Source organism: Streptomyces sp. NPDC037242 (genome assembly GCF_055604165.1).
Map to the genome: position 1 here is coordinate 104,850 of NZ_JBVJUY010000007.1, position 15,847 is coordinate 120,696.

Annotated in this window: 10 protein-coding genes and 3 pseudogenes; 6 read left to right on the forward strand and 7 right to left on the reverse strand. The window is 73.7% G+C overall.

Translation table 11 applies throughout. The features are described 5' to 3' along the window. Window positions 1–25: 25 nt before the first annotated feature. Window positions 26–952: a MurR/RpiR family transcriptional regulator gene (locus ACZ7GJ_RS11040; RefSeq protein WP_470750908.1), complete on the reverse strand. Its 927-nt coding sequence runs from the start codon at window positions 950–952 to the stop codon at window positions 26–28. Between the two features lie 139 nt (window positions 953–1,091). Next, window positions 1,092–2,225 carry a hypothetical protein gene (locus ACZ7GJ_RS11045; protein ID WP_470750909.1) on the reverse strand — a complete coding sequence of 378 codons (1,134 nt, stop codon included), beginning with the start codon at window positions 2,223–2,225 and terminating at the stop codon, window positions 1,092–1,094. A gap of 166 nt (window positions 2,226–2,391) precedes the next feature. On the opposite strand from ACZ7GJ_RS11045, the pseudogene ACZ7GJ_RS11050 reads away from it, so the two are divergent. Further along, a pseudogene (locus ACZ7GJ_RS11050) lies at window positions 2,392–3,148 on the forward strand (ATP-binding protein); the annotation flags it as partial. A 9-nt stretch (window positions 3,149–3,157) separates the two neighbouring features. Here the strand turns inward: ACZ7GJ_RS11050 and ACZ7GJ_RS11055 are convergent. Genes ACZ7GJ_RS11055 through ACZ7GJ_RS11065 form a run of 3 tightly spaced genes read right to left on the reverse strand, consistent with a single transcriptional unit; the run spans window position 3,158 to window position 10,157 of the window. Continuing rightward, window positions 3,158–4,114, reverse strand: a complete 957-nt coding sequence (locus tag ACZ7GJ_RS11055; protein WP_470750910.1) for an ATP-binding cassette domain-containing protein — start codon at window positions 4,112–4,114, stop codon at window positions 3,158–3,160. Beyond that, a complete protein-coding gene (locus tag ACZ7GJ_RS11060; protein WP_470750912.1) occupies window positions 4,111–6,855 on the reverse strand; it encodes a hypothetical protein in 2,745 nt (914 codons plus the stop codon). The genes ACZ7GJ_RS11055 and ACZ7GJ_RS11060 overlap by 4 nt, the downstream gene beginning before the upstream one ends. After that, entirely contained in the window at window positions 6,852–10,157 is a 3,306-nt protein-coding gene (locus ACZ7GJ_RS11065; RefSeq protein WP_470750914.1) for an FtsX-like permease family protein, read from the reverse strand. The genes ACZ7GJ_RS11060 and ACZ7GJ_RS11065 overlap by 4 nt, the downstream gene beginning before the upstream one ends. 103 nt (window positions 10,158–10,260) lie before the next feature. On the opposite strand from ACZ7GJ_RS11065, the gene ACZ7GJ_RS11070 reads away from it, so the two are divergent. Beyond that, window positions 10,261–10,974, forward strand: coding sequence for an ABC transporter ATP-binding protein (locus tag ACZ7GJ_RS11070; RefSeq protein ID WP_470750916.1), 714 nt, complete (start codon window positions 10,261–10,263; stop codon window positions 10,972–10,974). Between the two features lie 533 nt (window positions 10,975–11,507). Here ACZ7GJ_RS11070 and ACZ7GJ_RS11075 read toward each other — a convergent pair. Beyond that, complete coding sequence (locus ACZ7GJ_RS11075; RefSeq protein ID WP_470750917.1) at window positions 11,508–12,407, reverse strand: LysR family transcriptional regulator; 900 nt, start codon at window positions 12,405–12,407, stop codon at window positions 11,508–11,510. Between the two features lie 112 nt (window positions 12,408–12,519). Here ACZ7GJ_RS11075 and ACZ7GJ_RS11080 point away from each other — a divergent pair, with 112 nt between their 5' ends. The 3 genes from ACZ7GJ_RS11080 to ACZ7GJ_RS11090 all read left to right on the forward strand — a co-directional run bounded on the left by ACZ7GJ_RS11080 (window position 12,520) and on the right by ACZ7GJ_RS11090 (window position 13,792). Continuing rightward, window positions 12,520–12,870 (forward strand): DoxX family protein, encoded by a 351-nt coding sequence (locus ACZ7GJ_RS11080; RefSeq protein WP_361763536.1) that lies wholly within the window; start codon window positions 12,520–12,522, stop codon window positions 12,868–12,870. Between the two features lie 250 nt (window positions 12,871–13,120). Next, window positions 13,121–13,465, forward strand: a complete 345-nt coding sequence (locus tag ACZ7GJ_RS11085; RefSeq protein ID WP_361763539.1) for a hypothetical protein — start codon at window positions 13,121–13,123, stop codon at window positions 13,463–13,465. 33 nt (window positions 13,466–13,498) lie between these two features. Further along, window positions 13,499–13,792: a hypothetical protein gene (locus ACZ7GJ_RS11090; protein ID WP_470750918.1), complete on the forward strand. Its 294-nt coding sequence runs from the start codon at window positions 13,499–13,501 to the stop codon at window positions 13,790–13,792. 146 nt (window positions 13,793–13,938) lie between these two features. On the opposite strand, the pseudogene ACZ7GJ_RS11095 reads toward ACZ7GJ_RS11090, so the two are convergent. Next, a pseudogene (locus ACZ7GJ_RS11095) lies at window positions 13,939–14,617 on the reverse strand (helix-turn-helix domain-containing protein); the annotation flags it as partial. A gap of 172 nt (window positions 14,618–14,789) precedes the next feature. Here ACZ7GJ_RS11095 and ACZ7GJ_RS11100 point away from each other — a divergent pair. Then, window positions 14,790–15,749 (forward strand): annotated as a pseudogene (locus ACZ7GJ_RS11100) (MFS transporter); the annotation flags it as partial. Window positions 15,750–15,847: the final 98 nt, after the last annotated feature.

Genomic DNA, 15,847 nt, shown 5'->3' on the forward strand with positions numbered 1-15,847 from the left:
GGGGATGAACCGGGTGAATTTCTGGCTAAAGGAAGAAACCGTGCTGGTCAGCGACCTGCTCGTACCCTTCGAGGCGGGCCTGGGTCCGCTCCGGATCCGCATCGGCCATCGCCTGCAGCAGGGCGGCGGACAGCATCCCGGGCGCCGCGTACGAGTCGAACACCAGGCGGGAGCCCGTACCGGCGGTCAGCGCGACGTCCGCCTCGTCCACCAGCGGCCCCAGGGTGGGGTCCGTGATCAGCGCGACGCGCAGCCCCGTACTGCGCGCGGCCCGCAGCGCGGCCAGGGTCTCCTTGGCGTGCCGGGGCATGGCGAAGGCCAGCACCCACGTCCCGCCCGCCGCCCGGGACTGGAGCAGGGCGTCGTACGCGACGCTGCCCCCGCGGGTCACCAGGCGGACGTCCGGATGGATGCGGCGGGCCGCGTAGGCGAAGTACTCCGCGAGCGAGACCGAGATGCGCAGGCCCAGGACCGTCAGCGGCACGGAGCGGGCCAGCTCACGGCCGATGTCCAGCACCTGGTTCGTGTCCGCCAGCAGCCGGCGCACGTTCTCCAGGTTCTCGATCTCGGCGTCGACGGCCGCCTGGAGCTCGTTGCGGCGGATCTGCTCGCGGCTGTCCGGGACGGCGGCGATCGCGCTCAGGGCGATCGGCTGGAGCACCTCCCGCAGCGCCGGATAGCCGCTGAACCCGAGGGAGGAGGCGAACCGGGTCACGGACGGCTGGCTGACGCCGACCCGTTCCGCGAGCTCGGTGATGGAGAGGAACGCGGCCTCGGTGAGGTGGTCGATCAGGTACTGGGCGATCCGCCGCTGTCCGGGGGACAGTCGTCGGCCGTCGAAGAGCGCGAGGAGCCGGTCGGCCGGCGCGCGGCCCTGATCCGGCGTCCGCTCACCCGGCCCGGTCGGCGTGATCGCAGAAGCCTGTGCGCGTGCCTGCTGCCCCGATGACACCGACGGGCCTCCTTCCTATGTCACTCGTGTTCAAACATAGCTCACCCCTCGTGTTCGGATGATCAAAGTCCGCGGTACGGCGCGGGCCGCGGCCGCGGTGACGGCCCCGGGCAGGTCCGGAGCCGTCACCGCGCAGGTGCTAGCCCGGGAGGTACGCCTGTCGCGAGGCGCACTTCCACACCACGGCCCGGGTCATGCCCGAGGCGTTGACGGCGCTGCCGGCCACCCGGTCGTCGTCGGCCGAGGCCACCGCCGAGGACGCCTTCCCGGCGGCCAGCCGGGGGAGCGCCAGCACCGGGCCCGCCCCCGGCCACAGCACGGCCTGGTCGGCCGCGTTGACGCCCGCGTCCTCGGGGTGGAAGCGGGCGGTGCCGACGGCCGCACGGGTGGAGGGGCTGATCCCGTCGAGGCTCGTGTACGGGTGGGTGCTCAGCCGGCCCGGCGACGAGGAGCCCGCGGTGCCGTAGGGGGCGGTCCACACCCACGCCGTCCACTCGTACCCGGGCCCGTACCAGTCGCTCCCGACGACGGTCCCGTCGGCTCCGATGCCCGTCACCCAGCTGTAGTTCCCGCCCTGGCCGGCCTGCGGGAGGACCCGGGCGGGACCCCCGTCACCGGGCCACAGGACGGGGTGCGAGTACTCCACGCGCCCGCCGGTGTCCGGCTCCGCCCTGTGGACACTGGCCACGACGTCGCCGCGGGAGTTGATCCCGCCGAGGCTGGCGACGTACGCGTCCGGGCCGAGCTCCTCGGGAACCGCGAGCGTACGCTCCAGCACGCCGTCGGCGTAGACCCGGACGGAGCCGCTGCCGTACCCGGCGGTGACCACGCGGCCCGCGTCGTTGACGCCCAGCCCCGCGACCGAACGCGCGGCGCCGGGCAGTTCGGTGACGGCGGCGTCACCGGCCCGGTAGGTGAAGACCACTTGATCGGTGGTGCCGTAGGGCCGGTACCAACCCGCCATCAGACCACTCTGGTTCACCCCGAGCAGTTCGCTCTCGATCCGGCTCCCGTCGGGGACGGGAACCCGGTGCACGGTGGTGCCGGTCCAGTAGACCGCCTTGCCCCGGGAGGAGCCGACCGACAGGGTGCCGCGCCCCAGCGCGCGTACGCCCTCCTTCGGCCAGGCCACCTCCGCACCCGTCAGCGCCCCCAGCGCCGTGAGCGCGGGCTTGCAGGGCGCGGCGCCGGCCGCCGAGGCCGGCCCCCCACCGGCGCCGACCAGTCCGGCCAGGACGACCGCCGCCCCGACCGCGGCCATGGATTTCTTCATGTGTTCCCCCCTGGTTCGTATGTTCTTGTACTCATGTGTTCTTGTACTCATGCTGCCCCGTGATCGTGACGGGTGGAGCCAGAACCCGCCAGAACCACCGGGATCAGCCCTGCTCGCGGTCGCGGGCGTCGCCTCCGCCGCGGGCACCCGGGTGGAGACCCGGGCGGTGAGCATTCGCGTCGAGCCCCTCACGCTCCCCGCCGCGGGCCGCGCCCGGGAGGTGGCCACCGCGCTCGACGAGATCCGCCGTCAGGCCGTCCGGCTCGCCACGGAGCAGGCCTTGCTCCAGACCGGTGTCAACACGATGTTCGCCCACTTGTCGCGGCGGTCCCAGGCACTCGCCGAGCGCCAGATCTCCCTCCTCGACGAGATGGAGAACCGCGAGTCCGATCCGGACCAGCTGTCCTCGCTCTTCAAGGTCGACCCCTCGCGGCCCACATGCGCCGCAACGGCGAGAACCTCCTCGTCCTCGCGGGCGAGGAGCCGGGCCGCCGTTGGACCCGCCCCGTCCCGCTCGTCGACGTGGTGCGCGCCGCCGCGTCGTCAACGACCTCGTGCACCTGCTCGCGGAACTGCTGGAGAACGCCACCTACTTCTCCTCCCCGCAGACCAAGGTCAAGGTCACCGCTTACCGACTGCCCGACGGCCGCGTCCTCGTAGAGGTCCACGACAGCGGCATCGGTCTGTCGCCCGAGGACCTCGACGCGATCAACGAGCGGCTCGCCACGCCGCCCACCGTGGACGTCTACGTCCCCCGCCGCATGGGCCTGTTCGTCGTGGCCCGGCTGTCCCAGCGCCACGGCATCCGCATCCAGCTGCGCCCCTCCGACTCGGGCGGCACCACTGCCCTCGTCATGAGGCCCGCGGGCTGCACGAAGGGGGCACATGCGCCGCCGGACGCCGAGGCGCCCGGCACGCCGGGCTGATGCCCGTCAGGCGGTCTCGGTGTCCGGGCGTACTTCGATGTGGTCGGGAGCGAGGTCGACCGCGACGCGCTCCTCCATGCCCAGGGCCTCCAGGAACTTCTGGGGGAGCTGGACACGGCCGGTGCGGTCGAGCATCACGTACTCGCGCTCGCTCACCGACTCCTCGCCGTGCTCGTCGGTGACCGTACGGCGCAGCACCTCGCTGCTCGTGCGGCCGTCGCGGATCGCCACCGTGCGGCGGACCTCACCGGCGACGAGCGGGTCGTGGGTCACGATGACCACCGTCGCGCCCAGTTCCCGGTTGACCGTGCGGAAGGCCTCGAAGACCGCCGATCCGGTCTCGGAGTCCAACTCGCCGGTGGGTTCGTCGGCGAGCAGCACCGCCGGGTCGTTGGCCATGGCCACGGCGATGGCCACCCGCTGCTGCTGACCCCCCGAGAGTTCGGCGGGGCGCCGGTCCGCCAGTTCGGGGATGTCCAGGGCCTCCAGGAGTCGGCTCACCTGCGCGGCATGGCGCTTGCCGGCGCCGCGCCCGCCCCCCTTCAACTGCATCGGCAGGGCGATGTTCTGCGCCGCCGTCAGGAAGGGCATCAGGTTGCGCGCCGTCTGCTGCCAGACGAAGCCCACCGCCTCCCGGCGATAGCGCAGGCGGTCCTTGGCGGACATCTCCAGCAGGTCGTAGCCGTCGACCCGCGCGGCGCCGGCCGTCGGGACGTCCAGACCCGCGAGGATGTTCAACAGGGTGGACTTGCCGCTGCCCGAGGCGCCGACCAGAGCCACCAGATCGCCCTTGGCCACGGTCAGCTCCAGGCCCTGGAGGGCCTGCACCTCGATCCCGTCCGCGCTGAAGATCCGCACCAGCCGGTCGCAGACGATCGCGGAACCCGCCCCGTGCGTGCGGGGTTCGACGGCGGCCAGCGCCTGTCGGCGCAGTTCCTCGTAGGTCGGCGCTTCGCTGCTCACTGTTGGTCCCCTGCTCTCAACTCGGTGGTGATCTGCCGGCGCCCGGTCACGACCGCCTCGGCCAGCACGGCCACCGCCACCAGAGCGGCCAGGCCCAGCGCCTGAGCCAGTACGGGGCCCGCGGCGAGCGGCAGCCCGGTCGGCACCGGGGAGCCGACCAGGGTGGTCAGGTCGATGGCGGGACCCAGCAGGGCGACGGCCGCCGCGGCGGCGATGGCGCCGCCGAGCGCGGCGGCCAGCGCCTGTGGCAGCGCCTCGGCCAGGATCAGCAGGAAGCCCTGCCGCGGCCGCAGGCCCATGGTCCGCAACCGGGCCAGCAGCGCCGCCCGTTCCGGAGCGGCCCGTACCAGCGTGAGCAGCACCGCGAGCAGCGCGAAGCCCGCGGCGCCGGCCACGGAGGCCCAGAACAGCCGGGCCGCGGCGCGCTGGAGCGGATCGGCGGCGAGCGTGGACGCGACCTCCTGGCTGGTACGGACGGCGTAGCCGTCGACCGCCGCGGCCGGAACCATGTCCCGTACCAGCGCCTGCAGACGGGCGTCCTCGACCTTGCCGATCCCGAACCACTGGTTGGGACGCGCGACTTCGGGCACATGGGCGAGCGTCGGGCCGGCCGGCAGGATCACCGTGCCGTGCCCCTCGCCCGGCAGCGCGGGCGTCCCGTCGAAGCTGCCGACGGGCTTCGCCCGCAGCTCCCCGCCGTTGCTGAAGCGCAGCCGGTACGAGCCGTCGGTGGCCCGGCCCGTCAGGTCGCCGCTGAACAGCGCGGGCAGGGGCGCGTCCGGTCCCGGGGGACCGGCGGCGAGCAGCGCGGGGTCGAAGCGGCCGCGCCCGACGTACCGGGCCAGTTCGGCGTACGCCTCGGGCTCCGCGACGAGGACCGTGACCCGGGGCGAGCCCTGCACGCTGCCGAACAGGAAGGCGTCGGCGTCGCTCCACACCCGCACACCGCGTACGCCGGGCAGGGCGTCGGCGGCCTTCATGAGCGCTTCCGGCAGGTCCTTCCCCGGGGCCACCGCGAGCTGGGCGTCCCCGCCGACGGTCTGCCGGGCCACCCGGATCCGGGAGTCGTCCACCGACGCCAGCACGGTGGCGCCGAACCCGCCGGTGGTCACGGCCAGCAGCAGCGCGACCAGCGGCAGTACCGAGGGCCCGCCCCGCCCGCCGGTGGTCCGTGCGGCGCGGGCCAGCCCGAGGAAGCCGACCAGCCCCGCCCTCCGCCGGGCCGCCCTGGCCAGCACCCCGATCAGCGCGGGCTGTACCCGGGCCAGCAGCAGGCCCCCGCACAGGGCGATCAGCAGAGGGGCTGTGACCAGCAGCGGATCCAGCCCCTCGCCGGCGGGCGCCACACCCCGGCGGCGGACCTCCACGACCGCCGCGACGGTGGCGGCCACGACGAGCACCTCGCCCACCAGCCGCCTGCGCGCGACCGGCCCGCGGGGCGCGGAGAGCAGCACGGCGGCCCGTAGCGGGAATGCCAGCAGGGCGAACAGGGCCGCGGCCGCGGCCGCGTACAGGGTGCCGGCCAGCCGCGGGGTCGGCAGCAGCACTACCGCGGCCGCGGTCGCCAGCGCGGCGGCCGGCAGCACGGTGACGGCGCCCTCCCCGAGCAGCCTGCCCAGGATGCCGCGGCGCGAGCCGCCCCGGGCCCGCAGCAGCAGGATCTCGGCCTCCCGCCGGTCCCCGGTCAGCGCGGCGGCCAGGCAGAACACCACGATGGCCACCCCGGCGACCCCCGCAGGACCGATCGCGCCCAGCGGCGCGGCGGCCTGCTGGCGGGCCTGGACCTCGGTGATCAGCTGCGGCATCCGGGAAGTGATGCGCAGGTCCATCCGGCTGATGGTCCACGTCAGTTTGCTGGCCGTGGGACCGGCCACGTACGAGGAGATGTCCTTGGCGCTGGCCGCGAGGGTGTCGGAGCGCAGCCTGTCGGTGTCCACGGGCAGTCGCCAGAAGTCCTCGGAGCCCTGGCTCCAGGCGCTCATCCGGTTGAGGCTGTCGGGGCCGACGAGCCCCGAGGTCTGCCAGTACGCCCTGCCCTTCTTGTCATAGGCCACGCAGGCGCCCGCCAGGCACGGCAAGTCCGTCCAGAACGCTTCGGCCTCGTCGTTGACCTTGTACAGGCCCACGACCTCGGCCCGCTGCGTGCCGCTCAGATCGGGGGCGGCCTCCAGCACCATGCCGACCCGGGCGCCGAGGGTCTGAGCCGCGCTCTGCGACAGTGCCACCGGGAGGGGCGCGTCCTTGTCGGCGGGGGCTCCCGGCCACTGCCCGGCCACCAGCGTGGTGTGGGCGCCGGCCTGCCGCAGGTGGGCGAGGCGGAGCAGCGGCGGGACGTCATCGGGCCGGGCGAGTTCCGGATTGGTGAGCGTACGCGGCTTGGCGCCGAGGGAGCCGTGCACGGCGTCGGCGCCGATCACGGAGAAGCCCGGCCCGGTATGGGCGATGAGGGTGGTCAGTACCTCGTCCAGCTCCCGCGGCGTCTCCTTGCCGTACCGCGCCCCGGCGGTGGCCAGCAGGCTCGTCGGGCCCGGGCCCTGGTGGCGAAGGAACGAGCGCAGCGCCTGGTCGGCGCCGCGGTCCACGGCGCGCGGCAGGGCGGCGGCGAGGAAGACGGTGACGAACGCGAGGGCGGCGGCGAGCAGTGCGCTCACGGGAGCCGAGCGCAGCCGGGTCCGTACCCAGGGCGCGGTGCGGACGGCGGACCGGCGCCCGCTCCCGGTGGTGAGGGCGGGGCCGGTCACATCTCCTCCAGATACCGCAGCCGTGCGGCCACATTGCGACGGCCGCGCGCACCGAGCACGGCGGACAGGAGCGGCACCGCCGCGATGCCGAGGGCCAGCAGGAGCGTCGGCCCGGCCGGCAGGTCGACCACGGCCGACGGCACCGGGCGCCGGGCGGTCGGGGTCAGCACCATCAGCGGTACGACCAGGTGCACGATGGCGGCGCCCAGTCCGACGCCCGCGGCGGTTCCCAGCCCCACCAGCACTCCGCTCTCGGCCAGGGCGGTACGGGCCAGGCTCCGGCGCGGTGCCCCGAGGGCCAGCAGTACCGCAGACTCCTGGGCCCGCTGCCGCCCGGCCGCGGCGGCCGACGCCGCGAAGCCGATCGCCGCCAGGACCGCGCACGCCGCGGCCAGTGCGGCCAGGGCCGCCTGGGGGCCCGCGCTCAGCGGGTCGTCGAGCAGTCCGGCGGCCACTTCCTCGCGCAGCGCCACCTGTTGTGCGGCCACGCCGGCCCGCAGCTCGGCGGCCGCCCGTGCGGGATTCGGGTCGTGCGCGGAGGCGGCCGGCAGCCACCACTCGGTGGGCGCGGGGAGCACTTGCCCCGTGACGGCCAGCAGCCGGGCGGCGGTGGCCGCGTCGACGGCCACGGCGGTGTCGCCGACCACCGGGAGGGAACCGGTCGCGGCGGTGATCCGCACCTGGACGGGGACACCGCCCAGGGCGATCGGGACGAGGTCGCCCACGGAGGCGCCGATCGCCTTGAGGTACGCGCGGGTGGCGGTCGCGGGCAGTTCGGCGGCGGGCGGGGCGGTCGAGGTCAGCGAGACCTTGACGCCGCCGGGGACGTGCGAACCGCCCGTGTGGCTCATCCGGAGGAGGGCGGGCCCGGCCGGACCGCCGTCCGTCAGCAGCTTCCCGGCGGGTTCGCCACCGCCCACGTTCGGGGCGGACAGGTTCCAGGCGGGGCCGGAGGGGCCCGACGTCTCGACGGGGACGGCGGGACCGGTCCCGTCGGCGGCGGTGGAGATCCGCCGGACCGTCAGCTGCCCGCCGGGCGCGCTGGAGGTGATGACCACCCCGGCGATGTGCAGCGGCTCGGCGGCCGACCCGATCGGGGCGTCCGTCAGCGTGCCGAGGTTCATGGAGAGGGTGCTCTCACCGTTCTCGGCCAGCGGCAGCATCGGGGACTGGTGGATCAGACCGAACCGGTCGCGCAGCATGAGCCCCAGCAGGGTTCTGCCCGTCGCTCCCGAGACGTCCACCGATTGCGCGGCCACGTCGATGTCGATGCGCTGCGCGTTGCGCGGCAGCGCGATGCCCGCGCCGCCGGGGGCGGGCGCTGCGAGGGGGGCGAAGAGGTCGCGCATCGGCCGTCCGTCCCTCAGGTCCGAACGCAGCGGTACCCGTTCGGCCACGCCGGTCGCGTCGAGCGCGAGCACCTGCCCCGGCCTCCCGCCCGGCAGGTCCTGCTGACTGCGGATCACCGGAACGATCCGGTCGCCGCCGGGCAGCGATCCGTACCGGCCGGAGCGGCCCATGGGCGCCAGCGCGCTGTCGGAGATGCGCAGCCCGCCGGCGGTGGCGAAATCGGCCTGATCGTGCTGGGAGTCGGACCACGACGCGTGCTGGCCGAGGGCCAGCACCCCGCTGGACACCGCGAGTACGAGCAGCAGCACCGGTCCGGTGGCCCGCCCGGGGCGGCGCGCGAGCTGCCAGCCGACGAGCGCGGGCCCCAGCCCCCGGCCCCGCGCGGCGATCCGCCCGCCCAGCCGGGCGGCCAGCGGCAGCAGGCGCAGGACGAGCAGGGTGCCGGCGCACAGCGCGAGCGTCGGGGCGGCCACGAGCACCGGGTCGACGCCCAGCCGGCCGGCCCCCTCGGCGGCGAAGGCGCCGTCCCCGCTGTACTGGGAGAGCTGCCGGTAGGTGAGCGCGGCCAGGACCAGCAGGGCGAGGTCCGCGCCGGAGCGGGCGGCGCCGCTGACGACGGCCTGGCGCCGGCCGGTACGGCGCAGCGCCGCGGCCGCGGCCCCGCGCAGCAGGGCGGGCAGCGCGGTCAGCAGCACGCACGCGAACGCGCAGCCGGCCGCCACCGGCCAGAGCCGCGGGCTCGCGGTGCTGTCCAGCGGCACCTTGGCGAGCGGCCCCACACCGCCGAGCAGCCGCAGCAGGACGGGAGTGAGCAGCGGCGCCAGCACCGCGGCGGGCAGCGCGAGCAGCAGCGATTCGGTCGCCGTGAGCGCGCCGAGCCTTCGGCGGGAGGCGCCGCGCGCGGTGAGCAGGATGCGTTCGGCCTCCTGCCGTTCCGTCAGCAGGTGGGCGACGAGCAGCAGTGCGGCGGAAGCCAGTACGGCCAGTTGCAGCGCACCGACCAGCAAGGTGGACCGGGCCACCAGCTGGCCCGATTCCACCTCGCGGAGCAGTTCGGGCAGTTGGGTGCGGCTCTGGAGCCCGCTCGCGTTCAGGAACCGGGCCTGGGCCGGGACGACGCGGGCCCGGATCGCGGCGATCTCGCTCGCCGGGGCGTCGGCGATCTCCGGGGTCAGGAGCGCGCCGCGGCTGTTCTGCGGCAGCCCGCCGGCGGTGAAGACGGAGTCGTCGACGAGCAGCGGCCCGTACGTGGTGAACGTGCCGACCTGGATCTCCCGGCCGCTGAGCGGATCCAGCCGCCAGTAGGCGGCGTCGGGCTCGGCGGCCCGGTACACGCCGGTGACCAGCACGGGGAGCGGGGGCCCGCCGTAACGGTCGTCCAGCAGCACCTCGGCGGGCAGCGCGCCCGCGGCCAGGCCGAGCCGGCTCAGAGCGGCCTGAGGCACCGCCACCGGGACGCGTCCGCCCGGCTGCGCGACGGCGGCGGGCCACTGCCCGGCCAGGAGCCGTACGCGGCCGCGGTCCAGGGCGGCGAGCAGGGTGAGGTCGGCGTCCTTGCCCTGGGCGCGCGCGCCGGGGATTCCGTACGAGCGGCTGCGGGCCATGGTCTCGACGCCGACGGGCAGCGCGGCGAACAGGTCGGCGCCGAAGGCCCGTACGGCCTCGTCGTCCTTGGCGCGGGCGTTGGCCTGGTGCTCCCCGGAGACCACGACGACGGTCCGGTCGCGGCCGGGGCCCTGGAGCGCCTGGCGCAGCCCGGCCTCACCCACGCCGCGGGTGAAGGCGAGCAGTGCGGTGAGCACCGTGGTGGTGATCAGTACGGTCAGCAACACGGCGGCGGCGAGCGGCAGTCGCCCGCGCAGCCGGCGCATGACGAAGCCGAGCATGTGCCGTTCCTCCCCCATCCGGACGGTTGCTCCCGGATAGCGGACGATGCTGTCAGATTCGATCAAGTTGCGGAAGGGTCTTGCGCCTGGAAGGTGACGGATGAACAAATTTGAGAGGCGAGGCGCTCGGGGACAGCGCACGCCGACGACCCGAGAGGGAGCACGCACCATGACGCAGTCACAAGTCACCGCACTGGAGCCGATGGTGACGGTTGATCAGGTACACCGCAGTTTCGGCAGCGGGGCGCAGGCCGTCCACGCGCTGCGCGGCGTGTCCTTCGAGGTGCGCCGCGGCGAACTCACCGCGCTCAAGGGCCGGTCCGGCTCCGGCAAGACCACCCTGCTCAACGTCGTCGGCGGCCTCGACACCCCGACCGGCGGCGCCGTCCGCATCGACGGCACCGACCTGGCCGAACTGGACGAGTCCGGGCTGCTCGCCCTGCGCCGGGACCGGATCGGCTTCGTGTTCCAGTCCTTCGGCCTGATACCCGTCCTCACCGCCGCCGAGAACGTCGGGGTACCGATGCGCATGCGCAAGGTCCCCGCCCCGCAGCGCGAGGAGCGGGTCCGCACCCTGCTCGCACTGGTCGGCCTGAGCGAGCACGCCGACCAGCGCCCCGGCGAACTCTCCGGCGGCCAGCAGCAGCGCGTCGCCGTGGCCCGGGCCCTGGCGAACGAGCCGGCCCTGATCATCGCGGACGAACCCACCGGACAGCTCGACTCCGAGACGGGCCGGCAGATCATGCAGCTGCTGCGCGCGGTCGTGCGCAGCGAGGGAGTCACCGTCCTGGTCGCCACCCACGACCCGGCCCTGATGGAGCTCGCCGACCGGGTGGTGGAACTGCGCGACGGCCACATCGTCAACCAGGACGCGGAGCACTAAGGGGTGTCTGACGGGTGTCCGCGGCGTCGCGGCGCCCGGCACGCGCTCTCGCCGCACCGACGGCGGCCTGGTCCTCGGCCTTGCGGCGCCGGTACGGTTCGCCGATCACCATCATGCCGCCGGGAACGAGACTGCGCCGCAGGAGTTCGACGGTACCCGCCACGCCATGGCCGATCCAGGTCGCGCCGGTGCAGGCGGCGATGCCAGCGGGATCGTCGGCGACATGGCCCGAGGCGTCCCAGGTTCGCCGTGGATCTGGCGGCATCGGTCCACGCCGCAAGGTGTCAGACCGCGGGCCGCTGCTTCGGACCCGAACTGCGTGTGGAACGAGTCAGGATGCAGACCGGCACCCCGTCGTGGCCAGTGCGTCATCGTCGAGCGCCAGGTTGAGGTCCTGGGTTATGGTGCCGGCTCGACGGCGAGCCGGTGGCAGTCGGCGCCCCGTACGGTGGGCGCGACGCGCCGACCACCTGTAGGTGTCATCGTCGGCAACGAGACGCCGGGCCTTCCTCGGGTTGCGAGCCGTCAGCATTTCACCCCTGGTCGGGTCGGGTATCGAGGCAGCAGCGTACGAAGTCCTGGACCTCGGGGGTGGTGTCGTTCGAGGGACCCCAAGCGACGCCGACCCGGCTGGGGCTGAGGCCGCTGACGGGCCGGTAGGTGATACCGGGGCGGGCGTAGAAGCGGGCGGAGGACTCGGGGGTGAGGGCGATGCCGTAGCCGTTGGCGATCGCGCTGAGCCAGTCGTCGGGTTGGTCGGTGACGGCCCCAACTCGGACCGGGTGGCCTTCGCGTTCGTCGGTGGCCAGCCAGTACTCGCGCCACGCGCCGGTTTCGGGCGGGGCTGCCACGAACGGCTCGTCCCACAGGTCCCGGAAGGGGATCCGCTCGCACGCGGCGAGCGGGTGGGAGGCGGGCAGGGCGACCCAGCGGGGCTCGGTGAACAGCACCTCCACGCGCAGGGCGTCCTGGCCGGGGAAGGGCAGCCGCAGGAGGGCGACGTCGACGTCCCCGTCGGCGAGTCCGGCGGTCGGGTCCGACCACGACGCCTGCCGCATCTCGGCCCGCCACCCCGGCCGACGGCGGGCGAACGCCGCGATGATGCCCGGGGTGGTTTCGTTGGCTGCGCTGGCGAGGTAGCCGATCCGCAGGACGCGGGCCGCCCGGCCGGCCGCGGTCCTCGTATCGCACAGGACCTGGTCCCAGTCGGCCAGGAGCACAGGAATCCGATCCGCCAGGGCGCGGCCCGGGCCGGTGAGTGCCATGCCGGCGCGGGACCGGGTGAACAGCGTCAGCCCGAGCAGGGTTTCCAGTTGCTTGATCTGTTTGGTCAACGCCGGCTGGGACACGAACAGCCGCTCAGCCGCGCGGGTGAGGTTGCCCTCCTCGGCCACTGCGAGGAAGTAGCGCAGCAATCGGGTGTGGATGTCCATGCCGCCAGGTTATCGATGCAGGTATTGGACGCCAAGAGGGTGGCGGAGCGAGGGTTTTCGCAGGGGAGGCCGACCGTCGGCCCATCCCCGGTGTGCTGAACGGAGCTCGGGCATGCTCATCGCTTACCTGTGCGTCACCGCCGTCACGGCCCTGGCCAACGCCTGGGAGGCCGTCGCCAACTTCACGAGAGCCCGGTTCGTCCTCGCCAACGCGGCCGAAGTGGGCGTCCCGCACTTCTGGCTCCCGGTGCTCGGCGTACTGAAAGGGGCCGGAGCCGTGGGGCTCGTGCTCGGGCTCCTGGGCTTCCGCTCCATCGGGATCGCCGCTGCTACCGGGCTCGTGCTCTTCATGATCTGTGCCATCGCCCTCCACGTCCGGGCCCGCGTCCTCCGAAACATCGCATTCCCCGGTGCCTTCCTGGGACTGGCCGGCGCGGCTCTCGTCCTCGCCGTCGCGCAGTGAACGGTCGGACGCCAGGTCACGGCCGGTCCGGGGCTCGGCATTTCCGCCGACCGACCCAACGCGCTCGCGGGCCGTGAGGCAAAGCATCTCGCGGTGACGGCGTGTCCGACATCGAGAGCAAGCCGGCTTTTTCCGTAGTGGGACGGTTCGGACTCAGATGCTATGTGCCATGGGACGCCGTATGACATGGGCCCCTGACATGTGTGCTGACCGTTCCGGTGTCCATCGAAGCGACCATCTAGGAGATCCAGTGAGCCGCTCGTCCGCGTTACGTCTGCGTTCCATCGCCGTAGTCCTTGCCGCGGCGGCGTGCCTCGTTGGAGGTGTCACGTCCGCCCAGGCGGCTCCGGCCGGAGCCGTCGAGGGAGCCGAGCACACGTACAGCAGCGCCGTCCTGCCCGAGGTGAGGACGTTCACCGGCAACGGGATCGGCACCTCGCCGTCCCAGGCGGTGGACGGCGCGGTCCGAATGGCCTACACGAACGCCCAGTCGGCCGGCTGGCAGGCGAGCCAGTGCCACGTCCGTGCCACCGACGTCAAGTCGGTCGGCGGTGGCGTGTACGCCGCGGTCGCCAGCCTGTTCTGCCAGCGCTGAATCAGACCGATTTCCATCAAGAGGGGTTCCAGCATGACCAAGATGCTCATCCGGGGTGCCGCTGCCATCGTTGTCGCGTGCCTTGCGGCGTTCACGCCGACCGTCGCACACGCAGCAGTTGCCGGCGCGCAGGAAACACAGCCGTTCACGGGCTGGGCGTACGAGAACAGCCCCAACGAAGCGAAGCAGGAAGCCGAGAAGATGGCCCGTCAGCGCGCGCTGATCAGCGGATTCACCAATGAGCAGTGCGTGCTCCTCTACGCCAACTCCTACAGACTCGCGCCCGGCTACTACTCGGCCAACGCCGCGATCAGCTGCACCCGCTGAACCTGAACCACTGAACATCCCGCTGAGGCGAACCGGGGGCTGACGCCCGGAGTTGACCGCTCCGCGGACGGGACCGCCCCCTCGCACGACCGGCTGAACGGCCCGGTCTCCTGCTCCCACGCGCGGAGCAGGAGACCGGGCCGTTGGAGATCCGCCGGCACTTCTTTGTCGACCTTGGCCAGGAACTTCTTGAACTCGGCGGCCCGGTGGCGCCGGTGCAGTGATCCGATCACCTTGCCGGTCGCGACCCCCAGGGCCGCGAAGAGGGTGGTGGTGCCGGCACGGATGTAGTCGTGACTGCGGCGCTCGGGAACACCGGGCATCATCGGCAGGACAGGCTGGGACCGGTCCAGGGCCTGGATCTGCGACTTCTCGTCCACGCAGAGGACCAATGCCTTCTCCGGCGGATCCAGGTAGAGACCGACCACGTCACGGACCTTGTCGATGAAGAACGGGTCTGTCGACAGCTTGAACGTCTGCGAGCGGTGCGGCGCCAGCGCGAACGCCCGCCAGATCCGCGAGACCGTCGACTGCGACATACTTTTGACGATCACCCGCTCGACATCTGCGTCGGTGATCTTCCGCGGGACACCCGGCCTCGGCTCGTCGCCCAGACCGTCCAGACCGTACTCCAGGAACCGCCGCCGCCAGGTGCGGACCGTGTCCGGCGCGATCCGCAACCGGCGCGACACCTCCATCACCGAATGCCCCCGCGCACTCCAGCACGATCCGTGACCGCTGAGCCAGCGCCTGGGCCGTCGAACGACGACGTGACCAGCCCTCAAGCACAGCCCGCTGCGCATCGGTCACCGACAACGGCGCAATCTTCGGACCCGGACGACTCGTACCGAACCAACCACAAACCTCCGACTCGGGTCACTGGCGCCGCCGCCGGTTGGACCGGCCGTGTTCCATTCGTGGTTCCTTCGCCCGTACTCGCGACAGCCGCGGCGACGTGGCGCCCGGTTGTGGCGGCGGCGGGGTTACCTTCGGCGCCATGGACGGTGATCGCCGCAGGTGGCGGCAGTGTTTGCTCGGCGGGGCCGTGTTCGCCGTGTGCATGGCCGGCACCACACTGCCGACCCCCCTCTACGGCCTCTACCAGGAGAAGTTCGGGTTCTCCGAGCTGACGGTGACCGTCGTGTACGCCGTGTACGCCTTCGCGGTCATCGGCGTACTGCTGCTCGCGGGCAACGCCTCCGACGCCGTGGGCAGGCGGCCGGTGCTGTTGGCGGGCCTCGGCTGCGCGGCGGCCAGTGCCGTCTGCTTCCTGTGTGCCACCGGGCTCGGCTGGCTGTACGCGGGCCGACTGCTGTCGGGGCTGTCCGCGGGCCTGTTCACCGGGGCCGCCACGGTGTACGTACTGGAGCTCGCGCCGCGCGGTGGCGCCTCCCGGGCCACCTTCGTGGCGACGGCCGCCAACATGGGCGGGCTGGGCTGCGGCCCGCTGTTCGCCGGAGTGCTCGCGCAGTACGCCGCCGCGCCGCTGTACCTGCCGTTCGCCGCGCACCTCGTCCTGGTGGCCGGCTCGGCCGTCGTACTGCTGCGGCTCGCGGAGACCGTACGGGAGCGGCGGCCGCTGGGCGCCGTACGCCCGCAGCGGCCCGGCCTGCCCGCGCAGGTACGGGCCGTCTTCGGGCCCGCGGCGATCGCCTCCTTCGTGGGGTTCGCGCTGTTCGGGGTGTTCACGTCCGTCAGCCCGTCGTTCCTCGCGCAGTCGCTGGACGTGCACAACCGCGCCCTGAGCGGGCTGGTGGTCGCGCTGGCCTTCTTCGCCTCGACCGCCGGGCAGCTCGCGGTCGGCCGGGTCGGGGTGCGCAGGTCGCTGCCGCTGGGCTGTGCGGGGCTCCTGGCCGGGCTGGCCCTCCTCGCGGGAGCGCTGTGGTGGGAACTGCTGCCGCTGGTGGTGCTGAGCGCGCTCGTCGGCGGGGTCGGACAGGGGCTGGCGTTCCGGGGGGGGGGGGGGGGGGGGGGGGGGGGGGGGGGGGGGGGGGGGAGAGGAGGGGGGGGGGGGGGGGGGGGGGGGGGGGGGGGGGGGGGGGGGGGGGGGGGCGG